Source organism: Vibrio sp. V23_P3S9T160 (assembly GCF_963886625.1).
GTDB lineage: Bacteria > Pseudomonadota > Gammaproteobacteria > Enterobacterales > Vibrionaceae > Vibrio > Vibrio anguillarum.
On the sequence record NZ_CAWPDB010000153.1, the window covers coordinates 1 to 22,255 of the forward strand.

Below are 22,255 nucleotides of genomic sequence, written 5' to 3' on the forward strand. Positions count from 1 at the left end.
TTAATGATGTCGGCGGATTCTACACATAATATTAAGTTAAATAAAGCGCTTATTTTGTATACAAAATAATGAAAACGTTTGCACTTGATCAAAGATAAACTATTCACCATAACTTAACGAATAAATACAATATCCTGACGTTAGAGCGTCAGGACTAAAATTTTTGAACGGCGTTGATAGTTGTACAAACTCTGTTTAGTTATCGGTAACGATTCCACACCGACTTCATAAAAACCTTGCTCTCTAAACCAATGTAAACTGTGCGTTGTCAAAACAAAGAGGCGATCTAAACGCATCGATTTTGCTTGTTGCTTCATGTGATTGAGTAACAATAAACCGCGGTTGCCGTCCCGATACTCCTGGTGAATAGCGACACACGCCATTTCTGCCATGCCCTCTTCTGGGTAAGGGTAAAGCGCGGCGCAACCAATCAATAAGCCATCTTTATCAATAATCGTGAATTTGTGGATCTCTTGCTCTAACTGTTCACGTGAACGCCGTACCAATATTCCTTGTTCTTCTAACGGGCGGATTAAATCGAAAATTCCGCCGATATCATCGATCTGTGCCTGACGGACTTGTTCGGCACTTGCCATGACAATCTGAGTACCGATCCCGTCAAAAGAGAACAACTCTTGGATCAAAGCACCATCTTGTTTGTAACTGACTAAGTGACTACGTGGCACGCCTGCGCGGCACGCTGAAACGGCGGCTCGCAGAAAGCGTGAGGTACCTGAGCTATTATCCTGAACTTGGTCGGTATCTGCTTCAATACGCTGCATTATCCGTTCAACATCAGATGGAAACAGTTCAGCAATCGCGTTGCCTTGCTCATCGATAATGCCTTGCTCTGAGCAAAAACCGATCAGCTTATCTGCTTTTAGGCGTATTGCGACTTGTGTGGCTACTTCTTCAGAGAGCAAATTAAAACATTCGCCAGTGACGGAACTCGCAATTGGCCCCAGTAGCACGATCGAACCTTGGTCAAGCATGCGGTTAATGCCTTCAATATCAATACGGCGAATGCGGCCACTGTGGCAATAATCGACACCATCATCTATACCTAATGGTTGAGAGATGACAAAATTGCCACTAACGATATTGAGCTGAGTTCCTGCCATTGGTGTGTTATTTAAGCTCATTGAAAGGCGTGCTGTGATGGCCAGTTGAAGTTGCCCCGCTGCTTGCATGACTAAGCTGAGCGCTTCTTCATCAGTGACCCGAATGCCTTTGTGATAAGGAGTGGAGCAATGATGTGTCGCCAGAATCTGATTGATTTGTGGCCGAGCACCGTGCACTAAAACAATTTTGACACCAAGGCTATGCAGTAGTGCGAGATCGCTAATGATATTAGCGAAGTTCTTATCGGCAATCGCTTCACCGCCGAGCATGATCACCATGGTTTTACCACGGTGAGCGTTAACATAGGGAGCAGATTGTCTAAATCCTTTAACGAGAGCTGTACTGCGAATTTTCACTCCGAGAGCACCTTGGTGTTTAAATATGTTAAAATAATGACTTTTTATTCGCGTGTCGGCAAGTGGTTTTTTGAGTTTGGTGCAATTATTCAATCGCCGATTTTATCTCTGATTTAGGACACGTTAGACTGCTTGCCAATAAAGGCGAAATATGGCCAAAACCAACGAGTTGAGTCGCATGAAAATGACAAAAAACGTAGGCCTTACGGCTACGCCTCAGTTCACAAACTTGCGAAGACGTAAGTACATTGAACGAGGCTTGATGCTGGTTGTGATGATTGGCTTGCTTTCCGTAGCGTCGCTATACGGTGATCTCTTTACTCGGTTGGAAAACTATTTTTCGCCAAAGGATGAGGTGTATGGGGTTTGGGTTGAGCAGTATGTTGCCCCTTATTCAGCCAAACGAATTGAATTGGGGAAAGCAGGCGTGATCAGTAGTGGCCGAGTACTCACTACTTCATTTGAGTTTGATGGTCATTTTTTAGAATACCAGATTGGTGATACGAGCTATCGTTACAAAATGCGTGATGATAACAATACCGAAATGACACAAATGTCGTCGTCGCACTACAATCCAACCTTCCGATTGTCAGGAAAATACCAAAAAAACCTCCGTTAACAATTCGCTGATTGCGGTTTAGGCGCGAGTTTGTCATGCTTTTAGCAACTCAAATAACGGATAACTTCTGTGATTAAGCAAATTTTTCCTCTTGCGGCAGTACTGCTGCTGTTTGGTTGTGCGCAACCGACCGACCGTGCTCAGCAATATTTGGATGGTGATTTCTCTAAAGCGCTCAACAAAGTAGACACGGTGCAGTCCAATACGCCACGTGACTTTACGCAATTTTCCAAACAGAGCGAACAAGTGGTGACTCGCTCGGCGTCGATGGCAGCGATTTATCAACCTTTGTATCAACAGATTAGTGAATGGATTTTGCAAAGTGGTGATCCACAAGATTTGGCGAATTTTGGAATACAAGCGGCGCAGCTTGGTGGTGGCGATAAAAAAGGTAATGTGCTTTTCACTGGCTATTTTTCTCCGGTGATGGAGCTTCGCCATCAACCGGATGAAATATTCAAATATCCCGTATTTGGTTTGCCTGAATGTTCGGCCGATTGCCCAACGCGTGCGCAAATTTATGATGGTGCGTTAGCTGAAAAAGGGCTTGAGTTAGGTTATGCGGCGAACCTGATTGACCCTTTCATTATGGAGGTGCAAGGCAGTGGTTTTGTGCATTTTGAAGATGACGATACGCTTGAGTACTTCGCTTACGCTGGTAAGAATAACAAAGCCTACATCAGTATTGGCAAAGTCTTGATTGAACGAGGTGAAGTGACACGAGAGAAAATGTCACTCAAAGCGATCAAGGAATGGGTGCTAGCCAATGATGAACCGACGGTAAGAGAGCTGCTAGAGCAAAATCCTTCCTATGTCTTTTTTGCGCCCAAAGCGGCAGCCCCCGTCACTGGCTCTGCCGGTATTCCACTCCTGCCGATGGCATCGGTGGCTGGAGATCGTTCCATCTTTCCAATGGGTACACCTATTTTAGCAGAAGTGCCGCTGCTCAATGCCGATGGTACATGGAGTGGCGCTCATCAGTTGAGAATGTTGATTGTGCTAGATACGGGCGGCGCGGTAAAAGATAACCACCTCGATCTGTACCATGGCATGGGCGAGCGCGCCGGAACGGAAGCTGGGCATTACAAACATTTTGGTCGCGTTTGGAAACTGGGGTTAGAAAACTCAGCCACACAAGCGCCTTGGGCATTGCCGCCTGAAAAGCTACAATAGTGACACAGGTTTCGACCTAGACTTTTAAATAAAGAGTGCGTATAAATCGCACTCTTTATTTTTCTATCGCTTTCAATCGGACTTTTAATTATGCGTGAACTCGATACCCCCGCTTCAGATAGCTACAACCAACGCTTCGGAGGCACTCGTCGCCTTTATGGAAATCGTGAGGTTGAAATACTGCGTGCTGCGCATGTGTGTGTGATTGGTATCGGTGGCGTTGGCTCGTGGGCAGTCGAAGCATTGGCGCGCACCGGCATTGGCGAGTTAACACTGATTGATATGGACGATGTGTGCGTCACCAACATCAACCGTCAAATCCATGCGATGAGCGGTACGGTTGGGCAAAGTAAGATTGAAGTGATGGCCGAGCGGATCAAGCTCATCAACCCTGAGTGTGTGGTGCACTTAATTGATGACTTTATCACGCCAGATAACCAGCACCGCTATTTGAGTCAAACGTTCGATTACGTGCTTGATGCGATAGACAGTTTGAAAGCGAAAGCTTCACTACTGGCTTATTGCCGTAGCAATAAAATTAAAGTGATTACCGTCGGTGGTGCGGGTGGTCAAGTTGACCCAACTCAAATCAAGGTCGCTGATTTAACCAAAACGATTCAAGACCCATTGGCAAAAAAACTCAAAGATACGCTTCGTCATCGCCATAATTTCCCTGTAAACCCTGCGCGTAAGTTTGGTATTGATTGCGTGTTCTCGACAGAGCAGCTCAAATATCCGCAAGCCGATGGCAGTGTGTGCGCGGTGAAATCAACCGCAGAAGGGCCAAAGCGGATGGATTGCGCCAGCGGATTTGGCGCTGCGACGGTTGTTACCGCAACCTTTGGTTTTGTTGCCGTAGCGCGCATTGTTGAAAAGTTAATTCAGAAACATAAGGTGTAACGTCAATGACTCCTTTTCCTGCCTCCCCCTTTGGTCGTGAGATTAGCGCTGATGATATTGTGGCGACCATGCAAAATTTTACTGGTTGGGAAGATCGCTACCGACAAGTGATCTTGTGGGGGAAATTATTGCCCGCGATGCCTGATGCTTTGAAATCGCAGCAAGTCAGTGTTGCAGGCTGCGAGAGTCAAGTATGGTTAGTGGGGCAGGAGTATCAAGGAGTATGGTCTTTTTGTGCCGATTCGGATGCGCGGATTGTGCGTGGTTTAATTGCTTTAGTCCTTGCTGCGTACAACGGCAAGACCTACGCACAAATTCAAGCGTTTGATGTGGATGCTTATTTTGAAAAAATAGGCTTGATTGCTCATTTAAGTCCTTCACGTGGTAATGGCCTTAAAGCTATTGTCGATAAGATAAAAAATATCGCTCCAAGCTGAACATCTCCCCCTTTTGATGAAAGGGGGAATTATTACAGCATATCAACCGCTTTATTGATGGCGGCGATCAACTGTTCAACCTCTTGTTCGGTATTGTAAATACCAAACGAAATTCTCACTGTGCCAGTTAAACCGAGCGCATCCATTAATGGGTGAGCGCAATGATGGCCAGATCGAACGGCAATACCTTGTTGATCGAGTAAGGTGGCTATGTCTTGATGATGAACGCCATCCATCACAAAACTGAGAATACTGGCATTCGGTTGATAGCCGATGACGCGAATATCATCGAGTTGCTGCAGGGCTTGATAGGTCAGTTTTTGCAACCTATGTAAGTGCGCTTCTATGGCGATTCTATCGCAGCTTTGTAACCATTCGATTGCTTTGGCAAGGGCTATTGCCCCTGCGACATTCGGTGTGCCTGCTTCAAATTTCCCCGGCAGTTCGGCAAATGTTGTGCCTTCAAACGAGACTTTTTCTACCATCTTGCCGCCGCCGTGCCATGGAGGCATTGTTTCAAGCAGCGCTAATTTTCCGTACAGAACGCCAATGCCAGCGGGAGCGTAAAGCTTGTGCCCAGAAAAGAGATAAAAGTCTGCGTCGAGTTCGCGCACGTTGACAGTTTCATGCACAATTCCTTGCGCGCCATCAATCACGACCACAGCGCCGACTTGGTGCGCCAGTTTAATCACAGTTTCAATCGGTTGGCGCGTGCCCGTCACGTTGGTGGTATGGGCTAAGGCGACAATTTTGGTTTTACTCGATAGTCGTGCTTGAAAAGCCTCAAGATCAAAGTGGCACTCTGGCGTGATGGGGATTTTGACGACGCTTGCTCCGGTTTGCGCTGCGACGATTTGCCAAGGCACTATATTGGCGTGGTGTTCCATTTCACTGACCAGAATCTCATCACCGACTTGCAAGGTATTACGTGCGTAAGTCTGCGCGATCAGGTTGATCGCTTCGGTCGCTCCGCGAGTCCAAAGAATCTCTTTACGAGATGATGCGCCAATAAATTGAGCCATAGTGTCACGCGCCGCTTCAAAATCGCTGGTCGCTTTGGCCGTTAAGCGATGGCTACCACGATGTACATTGGCATTTTGCGTGCTGTAGTAATGGCTAATGGCATCTATCACCACTTGTGGCTTTTGCGTGGTGGCCGCGCTGTCTAAATAGATGAGCGCTTCTTGGCCTTCATTTTGAGCTAAAGCCGGAAATTGACGGCGGATGTTTTGGATATTAAACATGATTGCTTACCCAACTCTGTTCCTGATGCTTGATTGCCAGATAAAGTTTATGGTTTTCTGGTGTTGCGAGCTGATGTTGCTCTGCTTTCTTCAGTAAATAGCCCGTAATAAAGTCTATCTCAGTCTTACGTTGATAGAAAATATCTTGATGCATTGACGAATAATTCTCTGCTGTGGCTTGAATCACCAGCTTAACCTTAGCAAGCAGTGATGATTGAGTGATCGCAAAGCCTTCAGCGCTCATGACATCGGCGACTTCTGCAACAATATTTTCCAGCGGCCGTTGGAAGCGTTCATCGGCTAACTCACCATTGCGACATTGCTCTAATGCGGTGAGCGGGTTAATCGCGCAGTTAATTGCAAGCTTATGCCATAGTGCTTCTTCAATCGTGTTATTCCACATTACGTCTGGCAATGTATGCTGTAGTACATCCACTAGAAACTGACACTGCTTGCCTTGGGCGTTGTAAGCCCCTAATTGAGTTACGCCTTTGCCAGTATGCAATACTTGATTCATTGACGGCTTGAGTGCACCGTGCGTAGTGGTTGAAAGCACAATAGGAAAGTCATTCAGTTGATCCTGCATCGAATCAAGCGCGCCCATGCCGTTGTGCATAAATAGCAAAATGGTGTCACGATTGAGTGTCTTCAGCTGTGGAGTGAGCGCTTGCTCGACTTGCCAAGCCTTAACAGTAATCAGTAAGAGATCGGCATGGCAGAGCGCGCTGTGATCATTGTAGGGCAGGGTAATAGACGCCTGTTTGTCTAAAGCAATGGAAAGTGAAGATTGAGGTTGTCTGCCCCATAATGAAACGCGGTGTCCAGCAGCATGCAGCTTTGTCGCCCAAAGCAACCCAACCGCGCCCGGCCCAAGCACGACGATATTCATAACACCTCTCCATTGTTGACTTTGCGCCAAGGATAATGAGGTAGAAATGGAAAGCAATAAAAATGGCGCTCGAGAGCGCCATTTGCCAAAACTTAGGTTCGATTAGAACTTGTAAGTCACAGCTAGGTAGTGACCAACGCCTGACGTTTTACCAGCGAAACCACCATCTTCAAGACCATAAACGGTTTTGTAGCCTTTAAGGCCGTAGCCAACCGCAAAGCGATCAGAGTGCCAGTAGATGCCGTTAAACATAGCACCACCACTACTTTCTGCACTGTATTCGTCTTTCATGCCAAATTGCCAGTCAATGTAACCTTGGTAAGAGATAAATGAACCGTTTTCAAAGAAGTAGAAAGGTTTAAACCAGTTGGTTGATACTTGGAAGCCATTCCAATCTTTCTTATTTGAATCGTAGTTACCATAGAAATTCAGGCCAATTTTACCTAACCATGGAACATTTATATCTGAACCCAAACCAACTTTTTGTTGGTTAACACCGAAAGTTGTACTTGTTGTATTAACACCATCCCAAGTAATTTCACTTGCCACATACAACTCTTGTACTGGACCAAATGAAAGATCTTTACCTGTGACAGCATCAAGAGACATGCGAGGTGCGAATTTCATGAACATTTTAGCTTGGCTATTTGCTTTGTCACTGCTTGGGTTGCTTAGCAGGTTAAAGATATCAACGTAACCGTACAGATCAAAAATCCCTGAGCGGCCGCCAAATTCCATCTCTAGGTAATCATGCGATGACTCACCTGGTAATTCATCGATTGCAGCCATTAGGTTAAATTGCATCCATTTGTAATCGTTTTTATGGATGTCGCCATCTGAATAGTCAGCGGCCATAACTGGAGCAGAAGTTGCAGCCACTAGGCCTAGAGCTAGAAGTGATTTACGCATAAGGGGGACTCTCTATGTTTTGTCATAATACAGCACACGTATATTTCTGATGTGCGTTCAATTGGCCGGAATAATAACGATAAAAATCTCAATTAAAAGTGATTGCGAATGCAAAAGTGAACAAATTTGGTGATCATTATCACGATAATGAATATTTGCGCGGAACTAAATTAATATTTCGTTCATTTGCATCTTTAATGTGATTTTAATCACTTAAACGTTTGCTTTGGTATTGTTTTATGCAAATCGATAAACCAACATTTTTAGTTAGTGATCGTTTTGTAATCTTCAACGTATTTATTGACGGGCATGATGAAGAGTGATGAATGATGAAGAAATTGATGCTGTTTCCTTTAGCTTCAATCGTTTTACCAGAAGGGAAAATGAAGCTACGGATCTTTGAATCAAGGTATAAGAGGATGGTCACTCAATCCAGCCAGTCTGACTCTACATTTGGCATTTGTTTGATTGATAACAAAAAAGGCAATAAAGCAAATCAGTTATCTAAATTTGGGATGTTGGTTAAGATTGTTGATTTTGAAGCGCTCGACAATGGGATGTTAGGATTAACCGTGATGGGAATGGAGCGCTTTAAAATAGAGTCAGTAGTGAGCGAATTTGATGGCCTGCGAGTTGCTCAGGTCACGTTATTGCCCAGTTGGCCAGTAAGAGATTTAGAACCTCACGAATGGTATTTAAGCCACCAGTTACAAGCGGTTTATCAACAATTCCCTCAGCTTGGCGAGCTCTATTCGCACTGCTTTTTTGATGATGCCAGTTGGGTGGCGCAGCGATGGCTAGAGCTTCTCCCTATCTCGATTCAACAATTTGATGATTTAATGAGGCAGGATGACGCGCACAGTGCGGTTGACTTTTTATTGCAGGTAATCGAAGTCTCACACTAACTTTGAAAGCGTGCAGTACACTGATAATGTGAAGTCGCTCTGTAGTAGTAGTGGCTCTGCATAAAAAAGAATACGACGAGTGATCGATGTATGCATTACTCACGTATAAAGGTTTATGGCTACTGTATGCCAATAACAACGGTTACTCCTAAAGGAAGAGCGCAGCATGATCAGTGATTCTCAGCATAGTGTGTCGCTAAGCCCAAGCTACACCAAGCAAGACTGGGCTGAATGCATGGAACGTGTCAAGCAACGTGATAAACAGGCGTTTGCTTTAGTGTTTCGTTATTTCTCTCCTCGCTTACAACAGTTTGCGTTTAAGCATGTAGGCAGTGAGCAAGTGGCCTTAGAAATGGTGCAAGAAACCATGACAACGGTGTGGCAGAAATCGCATCTATTCGATAACCGAAAAAGTTCGCTTTCGACGTGGGTTTACACGATTGCACGCAATTTGTGTTTTGATCTCCTGCGTAAGCAGCGCGGACGAGAGTTACATGTTTATGCCGATGATATTTGGCCAACTGACTACTGCCCACCTGATTTGGTTGAACATTATTGTCCTGAACATGACATGTTAAAAGAGCAAATATTAAAGTTTGTGGCGTTGTTGCCTGAAGCTCAGCAAGCCATCGTGAAGGCGGTGTATCTTGAAGAACTGCCCCAGCAGCAGGTCGCGGAGATGTTCAATATTCCTCTCGGTACTGTCAAATCGCGTTTACGACTAGCCGTTGAAAAACTTAGACATTCTATTCAAGCGGAGCAATTATGAGCCACCATCCAAGCAACGAAGTACTGCAGCAGTATGCCAATGGTTCAATTGATGCGGCGCATGGCATTATGATTGCCACTCACCTTGAACTCTGTACTCAGTGTCGTCAACAGGTTCAATACTTCGAAACTCGGGCCGCCGAAGTGTTGTTAAGCCAATCGTTGCCGCAACAAAGAATGGCTGCTTCTAATGATGATCATTTAAACCAGATGTTTGAAACGATCACGGCGCTGGATACCCTACACCCATCGACCTTGCGTAAGCCTGAGTCGATAGAAATTAAAGTCAATGATCGCGTTGTGATGTTGCCTAGTACACTGAGCCAACTAATTCGTTTTAAAGGCGAGTGGCGCAGCTATGGTGGTAAAGTTTTTAGTGCCCATCTAGATATTGCTGAAGACTCTCGCATGAACCTGATGTACATCAATCACAACGTGCAGATCCCTCAGCATACACACAAAGGGGTTGAGTCGACCTTGGTGCTCCATGGTGGCTTCAGTGATGAAGATGGGCATTATCAAGTGGGTGATTTCATTCAAAGAGATGCGAGTATTAAACACAGCCCTTTTACCAAAGTGGATGAAGATTGTTTATGCTTAACGGTGCTAACTGAGCCGATGCTGTTTACGCAAGGTGTTGCGAGAGTGTTTAACTTATTTGGTAAAGGTCTCTATCCGTAGTCTATAGCGGGCACATCAAATTAAAAAAGGTCGTATTGTACGACCTTTTTTTCATCTAACGCTTATCAATGCCTTGCTTGGCAATATCATCGATGTCTCTCTGCCGAGCTTTTTGCAGTAAATCAGTAAAATAATGGCGCAGTGAGTAGAGCATGATAAGGCTTGGTACTACCATCAGTGCGGTAATAATAAAGAATAGTGACCAATTATTGAGATAGTCGACCAACTCCCCGCTAAAGGAAGCCAGCGTGGTGCGGCCAAAGTTTCCTAGAGAGGCCAATAGCGCATATTGCGTTGCTGAAAATGCCTGCCCTGTTAACACAGTAAGAAACGAAACAAAGGCCACGGTGGAAAACGCAGTGGTAAAGTTATCGACAATTATGGTCGCCAAGAACAGATGCTCATTAGGGCCAACTTGAGCGATCCACGAAAACATCAAATTACTGGCAGACATCGCGATGCCACCAATCATCAAACCGCGAACAATACCAAATCGCACGTTAAACATACTGCCAATCAAAGTGAAGAATAGGGTTGCTCCCCAACCAATTAACTTCGAGTAGTGGCCAATTTGTTCGTTGCTAAAGCCAATTTCTTTGTAAAATGGAATCGACATTCGGCCAAGAAAAGCTTCGCCAATCTTGAATAAAAAGACAAACAACAGCAGGGTTAGTGCTACTTGCGCGCCATTGCGTTTGAAGAAATCGAGAAATGGTTCGATTACGGTAACGGTGAACCACGCGACGACTTTCGAACCAACTACCTGATTGTGTCGCAGCTCCGCTTGATGCTGTAGCGCTTCGCGATGTGTTTTTGGTTCGCCCACCAAGAGCGTGAAAAGCATTAACAGCCCGACACAGAGTGCCATGCCATAATAAACGGCATTCCAACCGATACTATCGGCGTTTACAAAAGCGAGATAGCCCGGCAGAGAATATCCAGTCCACCACCCCATGATGGCCATGGCGGAGGCTTGTGGCAGCTTATTGGCTTGTGATTTGGGGAAAGTATCGATACGAAAAGCATCAATCGCGATATCTTGAGTGGCAGAAGCGATCGCAATGCCCAAGGCAAGCATTGAGGTAAACATCAAATTTTGGGCTGGATTGACACCCGCAATCAGCAACGTACAGATCAAAATGATCGATTGGCACAAAAATACCCAACTGCGGCGTTGACCTAATAATGGCGTCAGAATGGGTAATTTGACGCGATCCACCAATGGGGCCCATAGAAAATTAATCGCGTAAACTGCGAAGACACTGCCAAAATAACCAATTGCAGCGGTGGTTAAGCCTGCATCTTTTAGCCATCCTGACATATTTGAACCAATCAAAACCCACGGAAAACCGCTCGAACACCCCATCATAAATACCCACAATAGGCGTTTATCAAGATAGCTACGGATAGTTTCCATCCAAGTGAGAGAGGAGGAGGTTGATGGCATACAGCGAATCCTTGTCAGTAAAGCAGCTTAGGTCGAAAGGCGACCCAATAAAATCAAACGCCGATAAATCGGCGTTGGTATGGTTATTGTTCTAGTGTGACATTCGTAATAACGATTGGTTCGATGGGGACGTCTTGCATTCGTCCTTTCGTGCTGGTCGGTTGTTGAGCCATTTTTTGCACAACATCAAACCCTTGCGTGACTTTACCAAAGACTGCATAACCCGGTGGGCGAGCGTTGTAGTTGAGAAAATCATTATCGACCAAGTTAATAAAGAATTGGCGAGTAGCTGAGTTAGGATCATTGGTACGGGCCATTGCGATCGTCGCGGTGTCATTGGTCAACCCATTGCTCGCTTCATTTTTGATGGGAGCGTAAGTGGTGAGTTGTTTTAAATCCGCATCAAATCCGCCGCCTTGTGCCATAAACCCTGGGATAACGCGGTGGAACTGGCTGCCAACATAACTGCCATCTTCAACATATTTTACGAAGTTTGCGACAGTCGTTGGCGCTTTCTCTGTATTAAGTTCAACAGTAAATGACCCTAAGTTCGTCTCAATTAGGACGTTGGGCGCCGAAAACGCAGTGCAACTGACGAGCGCTAATGTCGTAACGAGAGAACGTAACATTAAAAGCGCTCCTGTAAATAACCATTAAGTTCGCTGTCATTGGCAATTTCTTTAAGTACCAAGTTCATGACATCGTTGAGTACCATTTCAATCTCATCATTTGAAGCGCTGAGTGTACCGGAACGTTTTGCCGTTCCGTTGAACGTTTTCACCAATTTGCCTTTTGGTGTTTCCGCGGTGATTTCAAGCGTGACACTGCCATCCATTTCATTCGACATGACGCTGTGTTTTACCGTCACTAGTGCTTCTGCAATTTCAACGGTGACATTGTTTTCGCTGTTCACTGTTAAGCGATAGCCTTGAGAGCTAAATTGTTCTGCTAACGCATTCTCAACCGCAATGCGAACATTTTGTTTGGCATGAATTGGCTCAATATTAGAGCGGCCACTATCCACTAAAGCCACATATTGCGCCGATCGAACATCTTTGCTAACCAGAGTAAAGGCTTTATTGTTGACGACCGTATTTTTGCTGGTCGTTGCAGTAGGCATAAAGTTGATTTGCTGTTGCTGAGGTGCGGCACAAGCGGTGAGTAATGCGATTGAGGCTGCGAGAACCAGTTTTTTCATGGTCATTTCCTTTCTTATCCTTGCCTATTTAGTTGCTTGTAAGATAACAAATTTATGGTTGGTCGCGACAGTTTTTACCTGCCCTTGGCCAAATAATCTTGCTAGTTTTACATCGTAGCCGAGGTGGCGATTGCCGATCACTAATAATCGTCCCCCTTTTTTAAGAACATGCTTTGCATCACAGAACATCTGCCAAGCAATGTGATCCGTGATAGCTTGTTGTTGATGGAATGGTGGGTTACACAATACTAAACAGCTACTCTCTTGTTGAAAACCATCTAAGCAGTTATTCGCAATGCATTGAATATTGCGATCTTCTCCTAAATTCTCCAGCAAATTTAGCTTTGCAGACTCGATGGCCATCAAGCTTTCATCAACGCAGGTCATTCGTACTTGAGGATTGAGTTGGCCCACCTTGATTGATAACACCCCGTTGCCGCATCCAAGGTCGATGATGTGCTGTAACTTAGGATCTTGTGGAAGATGCTGTAGAAAAAAGCGTGCGCCGAGATCCAATCCCTCACCTGAGTAGACATTCGGCAGGTTTTTTAGACGGATGGATTCGCTTTCTACGGCCCATTCAGTTATGAGTTCCACCGTTTCAATCGGTGATACGTTCGGTGCTGAAAAAACGAGGCGGTGTTTTTTCCATGCAAGAGAAGTGCTTGTTGAACCTAAATACTTTTCAAATAAGTTTAAGGTTGATGTGTGGATCTCTTTCGCTTTGTTGACCGCTATCACAGGGCAATCTTGGGCAAGGGACTGACGGAGTTGGCTTAATTGCCAAACCAAGTGGCGATTGCTCTTGGGCAATTGAAAAAGCACCAGATCGACCGATTCAGGGATGGCATCCATTGTTGAGAGCAATTGCACGTTGCGGCACTGATTGCGCTGAAGATTGTTTAACGTACCTTGTTGCGAAATAAAAGAGTCGCTCATCATGGTGACGTGATGCTTATCTGCAAACCAACACGATAGAGCGCCAAAGTGATCGTTTAAAATAAGGATGCGTTTGCCTATTGCTAAATTCAACGCTTCAATATGATTAATCATATATTCATCGCCCGCATCCCAAGCTTGTAATGTTTCGTTTGAACGATGTGGGAAACGGTGCAAGCTCAACGTTCGATCATGCAGTGCCAACTCTGTTTTCATAATTTTTTATAGGTCGTAGTGAGAATTACGGATGCATTGTCTCAAATGGCGTAGAAACAAGGAACCAAAACCTTTCGCTATTCTATAAGGCTAGTTAAACTTAAATCTCTTTACACTCGTATATGTTCTCATGCTCTTATTTGAGGAAGAAAGGCAACGGTATGATCCAACCCATAATCGAACAAAAATTGCATCAAGCATTTCACCCTGATTATTTGAAAGTCGAAAATGAAAGCTACATGCACAATGTGCCTTCAGGATCGGAAAGCCATTTTAAAGTCATTGTGGTGAGTGACAGTTTTGAAGGAATGCGTTTGATTGACCGTCACCGACAGGTTAACCAAGTGTTGGCTGAAGAGTTAGCGAACCACATTCATGCACTCTCGATTCATACCTACACACCACAAGAGTGGCAGGCGCAAATTAGTGGCGTACCTGATAGTCCTATGTGTATGGGCGGTGGAAAATAACTCGTTCAGAATCGTCTGAATATGCCGTTCTCTTGTTCTGTTTTTGAGCGGAATGTTAACAGTATTTAAACAAATTGACGAGATGAACAAGTTGAGAGAAATTGTTTTAGGTAGTGAATAAAAATAAATACTCATAAGGGGTAAGGAATAGGTTATTTGTGCGATGCTTCAAAGTTATGACTATTCGCTAGCCTTTATTATTCAAATCCTTCCAAATAAAACGACTTATCAGAGGATTGGTCATGGCATCAGGTTCCGAAAAAATGCTAGACTATTGCACCTAATGGATCTCATACCATACTTGTGATGAGGTTATTAAAAGGATGTTGCGGTTCTGGCGTTTAAAACAAGCCAAAATCGGACACAGAAATGTCGTGTCTAAGGCTGGTTTAACTTTCATTTGGCCTCTTATCAAGAACGACCATGAAAGATAAACAAGCCTTGAACTTACGCAATTAAAAGAATCTTTTTCCCGATAAAATAGTGCAAGTGCGTATGATTACAATAAAAAGGGGTTTGGACCTTCCTATTGCAGGAACTCCTTCCCAGGTGATTAATGATGGTAAGACCATCACTAAAGTCGCCTTGCTTGGCGAAGAGTACGTTGGCATGCGTCCTACCATGCATGTTCGCGTAGGCGATGAAGTAAAGAAAGCTCAAATTCTTTTTGAAGATAAAAAGAATCCGGGTGTTAAATTTACTTCACCAGCAAGCGGTAAGGTTATCGAAGTCAATCGTGGCGCCAAACGTGTCCTACAATCCGTTGTGATTGAAGTGGCAGGTGATGAGCAAATCACGTTCGATAGCTTTGAAGCTAGCCAACTAGCAAGTATTGACCGTCAAACGGTTAAAACTCAGTTAGTTGAGTCTGGTCTTTGGACTGCGTTGCGTACTCGTCCGTTTAGCAAGGTTCCAGCAATTGAGTCTTCAACTCAGGCTATTTTTGTGACAGCAATGGATACCAATCCATTAGCGGCAAAACCTGAGACGATCATTAATGAGCAATCTGAAGCATTCGTCGCTGGTCTCGATATCCTTTCAACTCTGACTGAGGGCAAGGTTTACGTCTGTAAATCTGGTACTAGCTTGCCACGCTCTTCACAGCCAAACGTTGAAGAACATGTGTTTGATGGCCCACACCCAGCTGGTCTTGTAGGGACTCACATGCATTTCCTCTATCCAGTAAATGCAGTCAATGTGGCGTGGAGCATCAATTACCAAGACGTGATTGCGTTTGGTCAATTGTTCTTAACCGGTGAGCTATACACACAACGAGTGGTGTCGCTTGCAGGACCCGTGGTCAACAAACCTCGTCTTGTCCGTACTCAGATTGGTGCTAGCCTCGAAGAGTTAACGGATAACGAATTGATGCCGGGCGAAGTTCGTGTCATCTCTGGTTCTGTACTTTCTGGTGTGAAAGCGGCGGGGCCTGTAGCTTATCTTGGTCGTTACCACCTCCAAGTATCGGTTCTGCGTGAAGGTCGTGACAAAGATTTTCTTGGTTGGGCAATGCCTGGCAAGAACAAATTTTCAGTCACTCGCTCTTTCCTTGGTCATCTATTCACAGGTCAGTTGTTCAACATGACAACCACAACCAATGGTAGTGATCGTGCGATGGTACCTATTGGTAACTATGAAAAAGTGTTGCCACTAGATATGGAACCAACGCTCCTACTTCGTGACCTATGTGCAGGTGACATCGATAGCGCTCAACGTCTCGGTGCCCTTGAACTGGACGAAGAAGATCTCGCATTGTGTACCTTTGTATGTCCTGGTAAATACGAATATGGTCAGCTACTTCGTGAGTGCCTAGACAAGATTGAGAAGGAAGGGTAATTTTCATGGGCCTTAAAAAGTTTCTTGAAGACATCGAGCATCATTTTGAACCTGGCGGCAAACATGAAAAATGGTTTGCCTTGTATGAAGCAGCCGCAACGCTTTTTTATACGCCTGGTTTAGTTACAAAACGAAGCTCACACGTTCGTGATAGTGTTGACCTCAAACGCATCATGATCATGGTTTGGCTAGCGGTATTCCCAGCGATGTTCTGGGGTATGTATAACGTTGGTCACCAATCGATTACTGCACTTAACCATCTGTATTCTGGCGCTGAATTGGCGACAGTCATCAGTGGTAACTGGCACTATTGGCTAACTGAAATGCTTGGCGGTACATTAAGTACGCAAGCCGGTTGGGCAAGTATGATGCTGCTCGGTGCGACTTACTTCCTACCTATCTACGCCACGGTATTCTTGGTCGGTGGTTTTTGGGAAGTGCTGTTTTGTATGGTGCGTAAGCATGAAGTTAACGAAGGTTTCTTTGTAACTTCAATTCTGTTTGCTCTGATTGTTCCACCCACACTGCCTTTATGGCAAGCCGCTTTAGGGATTACCTTTGGCGTGGTTGTTGCCAAAGAAATCTTTGGTGGTACCGGGCGTAACTTCCTAAACCCAGCATTAGCCGGTCGTGCTTTTCTATTCTTCGCCTACCCAGCACAGATCTCTGGTGACGTTGTTTGGACAGCTGCAGATGGTTTTTCTGGTGCAACGGCGCTAAGCCAATGGGCTCAAGGTGGTAACGGTGCTCTGATCAATAAGGTCACTGGCGAAGCCATTACTTGGATGGATGCATTTGTTGGTAACATTCCTGGCTCTATCGGTGAAGTGTCGACGTTAGCACTGGCGATTGGCGCGGCATTTATTGTCTACATGGGCATTGCTTCATGGCGCATTATTGCGGGTGTTATGGTAGGTATGATTGCCATATCAACGTTGTTCAATGTTATTGGTTCAGACACAAATGCAATGTTTAATATGCCTTGGCATTGGCACCTAGTACTTGGTGGCTTTGCGTTTGGTATGTTCTTCATGGCAACCGACCCAGTATCGGCTTCATTTACTAACAAAGGTAAATGGGCATACGGTATTTTGATTGGTGCAATGTGTGTGATGATTCGTGTGGTTAACCCAGCTTACCCAGAAGGTATGATGCTGGCGATCTTATTTGCGAACCTATTTGCACCTTTGTTTGACCATATTGTGATTGAGAAGAACATCAAGCGGAGACTGGCACGCTATGGCAAGTAATAACGATAGCATTAAAAAAACGCTGTTTGTTGTTATCGCATTGAGCTTAGTGTGCTCAATCATCGTATCGACAGCAGCGGTTGGCCTGCGTGACAAGCAAAAAGTTAACGCAGTACTTGATAAGCAAAGCAAGATTGTTGAAGTTGCAGGCATTAACGAGTCTGGTAGCGTGCCAGAGCTTTTTGCTAAATACATTGAACCTCGTTTGATTGATTTTAAAACCGGGAACTTTGTTGATGGCGATGCAACGGCCTATGATCAACGCAAAGCTTCTAAAGACCCAGCTCAATCTATCAAGCTAACAGCGGAACAAGATAAAGCGAAGATTATTCGTCGTGCCAATACTGGGGTTGTTTACCTAGTGAAAAGTGGCGACGAGATTTCTAAAGTGATTGTTCCCGTTCACGGTAATGGTTTGTGGTCAATGATGTACGCATTTGTGGCTGTAGAAACCGATGGTAATACCGTTTCCGGCATTACTTACTACGAACAAGGTGAAACTCCGGGATTGGGTGGTGAAGTTGAAAACCCATCATGGCGTGCTCAATTTGTTGGCAAGAAATTGTTTGATGACAACCACCAACCTGCAATTAAAATTGTGAAAGGTGGCGCTCCTGCCGGATCTGAGCATGGCGTTGATGGACTTTCTGGCGCAACACTGACCAGTAACGGTGTTCAACACACTTTCGACTTCTGGTTAGGTGATATGGGCTTTGGTCCATTCCTAGCAAAAGTTCGTGACGGAGGTTTGAACTAATGTCTAGCGCAAAAGAGATTAAAAAGAGCATTCTAGCGCCAGTGTTGGATAACAACCCAATCGCACTTCAAGTGCTTGGTGTCTGTTCTGCCCTTGCGGTAACCACTAAGTTGGAAACGGCGTTTGTTATGACGCTAGCCGTTATGTTTGTAACGGCTTTCTCTAACTTATTCGTTTCGTTAATTCGTCACCACATACCTAACAGTGTGCGTATCATCGTTCAGATGGCGATCATTGCTTCATTGGTTATTGTTGTTGACCAGATCCTACGTGCTTACTTATACGATATCTCGAAACAGCTATCGGTGTTCGTAGGGTTGATCATTACTAACTGTATCGTAATGGGCCGTGCTGAAGCATTTGCAATGAAGTCGGCACCGATTCCTTCCTTTATCGATGGTATCGGTAATGGTTTGGGTTATGGTTTTGTCTTGATCACTGTTGGTTTCTTCCGCGAACTTCTTGGTTCAGGCAAGCTATTTGGAATGGAAGTTCTACCTCTTGTGAAAGATGGTGGCTGGTATCAACCTAACGGTTTGATGCTGCTAGCACCTTCGGCATTCTTCCTAATTGGCTTCATGATTTGGGCGATTCGCACGTTCAAACCTGAACAACTAGAAGCGAAGGAGTAAGGGCGTTATGGAACATTATATCAGTTTGCTTGTTCGATCGATTTTTATCGAAAACATGGCACTCTCTTTCTTCTTGGGTATGTGTACATTTCTTGCTGTATCTAAGAAAGTAAAGACATCGTTTGGTTTAGGGATTGCGGTTACTGTTGTTCTGACCATTTCAGTACCAGTGAATAACTTGGTTTATAACTTGTTACTTAAACCAGGTGCATTGGGTGAAAATATTGATCTTACATTTCTAAATTTCATTACCTTTATCGGTGTTATTGCCGCATTGGTACAGATCTTAGAGATGATATTGGATCGTTTTTTCCCACCTTTGTATAACGCGCTGGGCATTTTCTTACCTTTAATCACAGTGAACTGCGCCATTTTTGGTGGTGTATCTTTCATGGTTCAGCGTGATTATAACTTTGCTGAATCCGTCGTTTACGGTTTCGGTTCGGGTGTGGGTTGGATGTTAGCTATTGTCGCTCTTGCCGGTATCCGTGAGAAAATGAAATATTCAGATGTACCTCCGGGTTTACGTGGTTTAGGGATTACCTTCATCACGGCGGGTCTAATGGCGTTAGGCTTTATGTCTTTCTCTGGTGTTCAACTGTAAGTCGGGTAAACCGCAACAATTAAGGAATAGTCAATGGACATTATTCTTGGTGTAGTGATGTTTACCCTGATTGTTCTAGCGCTCGTTTTGGTAATTCTATTTGCTAAATCTAAGCTAGTTCCAACAGGCGACATTACAATTTCAATTAACGGTGATGCAGATAAGTCTATTGTGACTAATCCAGGTGGTAAGCTACTGAGCGTACTTGCAGGCTCTGGTGTCTTTGTATCATCGGCGTGTGGTGGTGGCGGCTCTTGTGGTCAATGCCGTGTAAAAGTGAAATCTGGTGGTGGTGATATTCTTCCTACTGAACTTGATCACATTACTAAAGGTGAAGCTCGTGAGGGTGAACGTTTAGCGTGTCAAGTGGCAGTGAAAACAGACATGGATATTGAACTTCCTGAAGAAATTTTTGGTGTTAAAAAGTGGGAATGTACCGTTATCTCTAACGACAACAAAGCCACCTTCATTAAAGAGCTTAAACTTCAGATCCCTGATGGCGAGTCAGTACCTTTCCGTGCTGGTGGTTACATTCAGATCGAAGCGCCAGCACACCACATCAAATATTCAGATTTTGACGTGCCAGAAGAGTATCGTGGCGATTGGGACAAATTTAACCTGTTCCGCTACGAGTCAAAAGTTGATGAAGATATTATTCGTGCTTACTCAATGGCGAATTACCCTGAAGAGTTCGGTATTATTATGCTAAACGTGCGTATTGCTACGCCGCCGCCTAATAATCCCAATGTGCCACCGGGTCAGATGTCTTCTTACATTTGGTCACTGAAAGAAGGTGATAAATGTACTATTTCTGGTCCATTTGGTGAGTTCTTTGCCAAAGATACGGATGCAGAAATGGTCTTTATCGGTGGTGGTGCGGGCATGGCTCCAATGCGCTCACACATCTTCGATCAGCTTAAGCGTTTAAAATCTACCCGTAAGATGTCTTATTGGTATGGTGCGCGCTCTAAGCGTGAGATGTTCTACGTTGAAGATTTTGACGGCCTTGCAGCTGAAAACTCGAATTTCGTATGGCACTGTGCGCTTTCTGATCCAATGCCTGAAGATAACTGGGATGGATACACAGGTTTCATCCACAATGTATTGTATGAAAACTATCTGAAAGACCATGAAGCGCCTGAAGATTGTGAATACTACATGTGTGGTCCACCGATGATGAATGCGGCTGTGATTGGCATGCTGAAGAACCTTGGTGTAGAAGATGAGAACATCCTTCTTGATGACTTCGGTGGTTAATTCACTGAAGTAAGTAAAACCTATGGCTGGCTCTGATGAGTCAGCCATTGTTTTTTTAGTTTTAGTTTTAGTTTTAGTTTTAGTTTTAGTTTTAGTTTTGCCTTGTGGCTTTGAATTCCAACTCAGTTAACATAGAAAATAGGTGTAGGAATTTCTTTTCTATAACCACTTCTTTTCTATATTCACTTTCATTTTTAGGAGTAAACAAGTGAAAAAATGGCTTGTTGCGTTAGCTTCTCTATTCATCTTGGCGGGTTGTGAAAAATCGGTTGAGCAAGTTCATCTCAGTGGCCCTACTATGGGCACGACTTACAATATTAAGTACCTGAAAGCTGAAGGTATCCCTAGCTCGGAGGCTCTCCAAAAGGAAGTTGATCGGTTATTGGAAGAAGTGAACGATCAAATGTCGACCTATCGTAAAGATTCTGAGCTCAGCCGTTTTAATCAATATCAAGGAACGGAACCTTTTACGGTTTCTTCTCAAACCTCAACCGTGGTGAAAGAAGCGCTGCGTCTTAACGGTCTTACTTTAGGTGCATTGGATGTCACTGTTGGTCCTTTGGTTAACCTATGGGGTTTTGGCCCTGAAGCTCGTCCTGATGTGGTGCCAAGCGATGCTGAATTGGCTGAGCGTAAAAACAATATAGGCATTGAGCATCTTAGCGCAACCGACACTACGTTAAGTAAAGATCTTCCTAATCTCTATGTGGACCTTTCAACTATTGCGAAAGGATGGGGAGTCGACGTGGTCGCTGACTACATTCAATCACAAGGCATTGCCAATTACATGGTTGAAGTCGGTGGCGAGATGCGCTTAAAAGGCGTAAACCGAGAAGGCGTACCTTGGCGAATTGCCATAGAAAAACCGACAGTTGATGAACGTTCCGCTCAAGAGATCATTGAGCCTGGCGATCTTGCAATTGCTACTTCGGGTGATTACCGCAATTATTTCGAGCAAGATGGTGTGCGTTATTCTCACATTATCAATCCAATCACTGGAAAACCCATCCATAATAAAGTGGTATCAGTTACCGTTTTGGACGTATCTTCAATGACGGCAGATGGCCTAGCGACTGGATTAATGGTACTAGGAGAGACGAAAGGTCTTGAGGTTGCAGAGCAATACAATATTCCTGTGTTCATGATTGTGAAAACAGAACAAGGTTTTGAAGAGATTGCCTCCAGCGCATTTAAGCCATTTCTAAATAAAAAGTGAGTTAAGTTATGAATACTTTTTTCATTACATTCATTGTATTTCTGTGTGTCATTGCCGCGATGGCGGTTGGCTATGTCTTTCAAAAGAAAGTAGTCAAAGGCAGCTGTGGTGGATTAGGTGCTGTTGGCATTGAAAAAGTGTGCAATTGCCCAGAGCCTTGTGATGCACGTAAAAAACGCGAAGCTAAGGCCGCAGCAAGAGCTGAAAAGTTAGCGCATTGGGAAAAAGATCGTATCGCCTGAGCTACGATTAAAGAGCCTGTTTTGTGCAGGCTCTTTAATTTTTAAAAGCAATTCATTTCAATCCATAGAAACCAAGAATATACTGTTTATGTATACAGTCTTTTGATGGTTTTGAATTGGAAAATAAAATCAAAAAAATTATCCATATTGATATGGATTGTTTCTACGCTGCGGTAGAAATGCGTGAT

General features: G+C 44.3%; 24 protein-coding genes. 16 read left to right on the plus strand and 8 right to left on the minus strand.

The genetic code is table 11. The features are described from left to right. Positions 1 to 140: 140 nt before the first annotated feature. A complete protein-coding gene (gene argA, locus AACU59_RS14090) occupies positions 141 to 1,478 on the minus strand; it encodes an amino-acid N-acetyltransferase (protein WP_026027647.1) in 1,338 nt (445 codons plus the stop codon). 151 nt (positions 1,479 to 1,629) lie between these two features. Between argA and AACU59_RS14095 the strand changes: the two genes are divergently transcribed. The 4 genes from AACU59_RS14095 to csdE all read left to right on the plus strand — a co-directional run bounded on the left by AACU59_RS14095 (position 1,630) and on the right by csdE (position 4,607). Then, positions 1,630 to 2,097, plus strand: a complete 468-nt coding sequence (locus AACU59_RS14095) for a DUF2850 domain-containing protein (RefSeq protein ID WP_013856155.1) — start codon at positions 1,630 to 1,632, stop codon at positions 2,095 to 2,097. Positions 2,098 to 2,166: 69 nt separating this feature from the next. Continuing rightward, positions 2,167 to 3,270 carry a murein transglycosylase A gene (mltA, locus tag AACU59_RS14100; RefSeq protein WP_013856156.1) on the plus strand — a complete coding sequence of 368 codons (1,104 nt, stop codon included), beginning with the start codon at positions 2,167 to 2,169 and terminating at the stop codon, positions 3,268 to 3,270. Positions 3,271 to 3,360: 90 nt separating this feature from the next. Beyond that, positions 3,361 to 4,170, plus strand: coding sequence for a tRNA cyclic N6-threonylcarbamoyladenosine(37) synthase TcdA (gene tcdA, locus AACU59_RS14105; protein ID WP_017044038.1), 810 nt, complete (start codon positions 3,361 to 3,363; stop codon positions 4,168 to 4,170). A gap of 5 nt (positions 4,171 to 4,175) precedes the next feature. After that, positions 4,176 to 4,607 (plus strand): cysteine desulfurase sulfur acceptor subunit CsdE, encoded by a 432-nt coding sequence (csdE, locus tag AACU59_RS14110; protein WP_094145264.1) that lies wholly within the window; start codon positions 4,176 to 4,178, stop codon positions 4,605 to 4,607. Positions 4,608 to 4,639: 32 nt separating this feature from the next. Here csdE and csdA read toward each other — a convergent pair whose 3' ends face one another. The 3 genes from csdA to AACU59_RS14125 all read right to left on the minus strand — a co-directional run bounded on the left by csdA (position 4,640) and on the right by AACU59_RS14125 (position 7,649). Next, positions 4,640 to 5,851 (minus strand): cysteine desulfurase CsdA, encoded by a 1,212-nt coding sequence (gene csdA, locus AACU59_RS14115; protein ID WP_094145265.1) that lies wholly within the window; start codon positions 5,849 to 5,851, stop codon positions 4,640 to 4,642. Further along, positions 5,844 to 6,740 (minus strand): 2-dehydropantoate 2-reductase, encoded by an 897-nt coding sequence (gene panE / locus AACU59_RS14120; protein WP_094145266.1) that lies wholly within the window; start codon positions 6,738 to 6,740, stop codon positions 5,844 to 5,846. The genes csdA and panE overlap by 8 nt, the downstream gene beginning before the upstream one ends. Positions 6,741 to 6,842: 102 nt before the next feature. After that, positions 6,843 to 7,649: a nucleoside-specific channel-forming Tsx family protein gene (locus AACU59_RS14125; protein ID WP_094145267.1), complete on the minus strand. Its 807-nt coding sequence runs from the start codon at positions 7,647 to 7,649 to the stop codon at positions 6,843 to 6,845. Between the two features lie 329 nt (positions 7,650 to 7,978). Here AACU59_RS14125 and AACU59_RS14130 point away from each other — a divergent pair, with 329 nt between their 5' ends. The 3 genes from AACU59_RS14130 to AACU59_RS14140 all read left to right on the plus strand — a co-directional run bounded on the left by AACU59_RS14130 (position 7,979) and on the right by AACU59_RS14140 (position 10,003). Continuing rightward, positions 7,979 to 8,554, plus strand: coding sequence for an LON peptidase substrate-binding domain-containing protein (locus AACU59_RS14130; RefSeq protein ID WP_176428491.1), 576 nt, complete (start codon positions 7,979 to 7,981; stop codon positions 8,552 to 8,554). A gap of 166 nt (positions 8,555 to 8,720) precedes the next feature. Further along, complete coding sequence (locus tag AACU59_RS14135; RefSeq protein ID WP_010318254.1) at positions 8,721 to 9,323, plus strand: RNA polymerase sigma factor; 603 nt, start codon at positions 8,721 to 8,723, stop codon at positions 9,321 to 9,323. Beyond that, positions 9,320 to 10,003, plus strand: coding sequence for a ChrR family anti-sigma-E factor (locus AACU59_RS14140; protein ID WP_094144426.1), 684 nt, complete (start codon positions 9,320 to 9,322; stop codon positions 10,001 to 10,003). Before AACU59_RS14135 ends, AACU59_RS14140 begins: the two co-directional genes overlap by 4 nt. Before the next feature lie 55 nt (positions 10,004 to 10,058). Here AACU59_RS14140 and AACU59_RS14145 read toward each other — a convergent pair whose 3' ends face one another. From AACU59_RS14145 to AACU59_RS14160, 4 genes are all read right to left on the minus strand, one after another. Beyond that, on the minus strand, positions 10,059 to 11,450 hold the full coding sequence (locus AACU59_RS14145; protein ID WP_094144427.1) for an AmpG family muropeptide MFS transporter: 1,392 nt from the start codon (positions 11,448 to 11,450) through the stop codon (positions 10,059 to 10,061). Positions 11,451 to 11,533: 83 nt separating this feature from the next. Next, positions 11,534 to 12,079 carry a peptidylprolyl isomerase gene (locus AACU59_RS14150; protein ID WP_013856167.1) on the minus strand — a complete coding sequence of 182 codons (546 nt, stop codon included), beginning with the start codon at positions 12,077 to 12,079 and terminating at the stop codon, positions 11,534 to 11,536. Then, positions 12,079 to 12,648 carry a YajG family lipoprotein gene (locus AACU59_RS14155; protein ID WP_026027920.1) on the minus strand — a complete coding sequence of 190 codons (570 nt, stop codon included), beginning with the start codon at positions 12,646 to 12,648 and terminating at the stop codon, positions 12,079 to 12,081. The genes AACU59_RS14150 and AACU59_RS14155 overlap by 1 nt, the downstream gene beginning before the upstream one ends. 24 nt (positions 12,649 to 12,672) lie before the next feature. Beyond that, positions 12,673 to 13,803, minus strand: coding sequence for a methyltransferase (locus AACU59_RS14160; RefSeq protein WP_094144428.1), 1,131 nt, complete (start codon positions 13,801 to 13,803; stop codon positions 12,673 to 12,675). A 161-nt stretch (positions 13,804 to 13,964) separates the two neighbouring features. On the opposite strand from AACU59_RS14160, the gene AACU59_RS14165 reads away from it, so the two are divergent. The 9 genes from AACU59_RS14165 (at position 13,965) to nqrM (ending at position 22,067) form a co-directional block, all read left to right on the plus strand. After that, the gene (locus tag AACU59_RS14165; protein ID WP_161437673.1) at positions 13,965 to 14,273 is read left to right on the plus strand and encodes a BolA family protein; all 309 of its coding nucleotides are present in this window, start codon (positions 13,965 to 13,967) and stop codon (positions 14,271 to 14,273) included. A 495-nt stretch (positions 14,274 to 14,768) separates the two neighbouring features. Next, complete coding sequence (locus tag AACU59_RS14170; RefSeq protein ID WP_026027642.1) at positions 14,769 to 16,109, plus strand: Na(+)-translocating NADH-quinone reductase subunit A; 1,341 nt, start codon at positions 14,769 to 14,771, stop codon at positions 16,107 to 16,109. 5 nt (positions 16,110 to 16,114) lie between these two features. Continuing rightward, positions 16,115 to 17,359: an NADH:ubiquinone reductase (Na(+)-transporting) subunit B gene (locus AACU59_RS14175; RefSeq protein WP_013856172.1), complete on the plus strand. Its 1,245-nt coding sequence runs from the start codon at positions 16,115 to 16,117 to the stop codon at positions 17,357 to 17,359. Next, a complete protein-coding gene (locus tag AACU59_RS14180) occupies positions 17,349 to 18,116 on the plus strand; it encodes a Na(+)-translocating NADH-quinone reductase subunit C (protein ID WP_094145207.1) in 768 nt (255 codons plus the stop codon). The genes AACU59_RS14175 and AACU59_RS14180 overlap by 11 nt, the downstream gene beginning before the upstream one ends. Further along, entirely contained in the window at positions 18,116 to 18,748 is a 633-nt protein-coding gene (locus AACU59_RS14185; protein WP_013856174.1) for an NADH:ubiquinone reductase (Na(+)-transporting) subunit D, read from the plus strand. The genes AACU59_RS14180 and AACU59_RS14185 overlap by 1 nt, the downstream gene beginning before the upstream one ends. A gap of 7 nt (positions 18,749 to 18,755) precedes the next feature. Further along, the gene (gene nqrE, locus AACU59_RS14190) at positions 18,756 to 19,352 is read left to right on the plus strand and encodes an NADH:ubiquinone reductase (Na(+)-transporting) subunit E (protein ID WP_013856175.1); all 597 of its coding nucleotides are present in this window, start codon (positions 18,756 to 18,758) and stop codon (positions 19,350 to 19,352) included. 33 nt (positions 19,353 to 19,385) lie between these two features. After that, positions 19,386 to 20,609: an NADH:ubiquinone reductase (Na(+)-transporting) subunit F gene (nqrF, locus tag AACU59_RS14195; protein ID WP_013856176.1), complete on the plus strand. Its 1,224-nt coding sequence runs from the start codon at positions 19,386 to 19,388 to the stop codon at positions 20,607 to 20,609. 208 nt (positions 20,610 to 20,817) lie between these two features. Then, positions 20,818 to 21,825 carry an FAD:protein FMN transferase gene (locus tag AACU59_RS14200; protein ID WP_161437674.1) on the plus strand — a complete coding sequence of 336 codons (1,008 nt, stop codon included), beginning with the start codon at positions 20,818 to 20,820 and terminating at the stop codon, positions 21,823 to 21,825. Positions 21,826 to 21,833: 8 nt separating this feature from the next. Then, complete coding sequence (nqrM, locus tag AACU59_RS14205; protein ID WP_094144847.1) at positions 21,834 to 22,067, plus strand: (Na+)-NQR maturation NqrM; 234 nt, start codon at positions 21,834 to 21,836, stop codon at positions 22,065 to 22,067. The last annotated feature ends 188 nt before the right edge of the window (positions 22,068 to 22,255 follow it).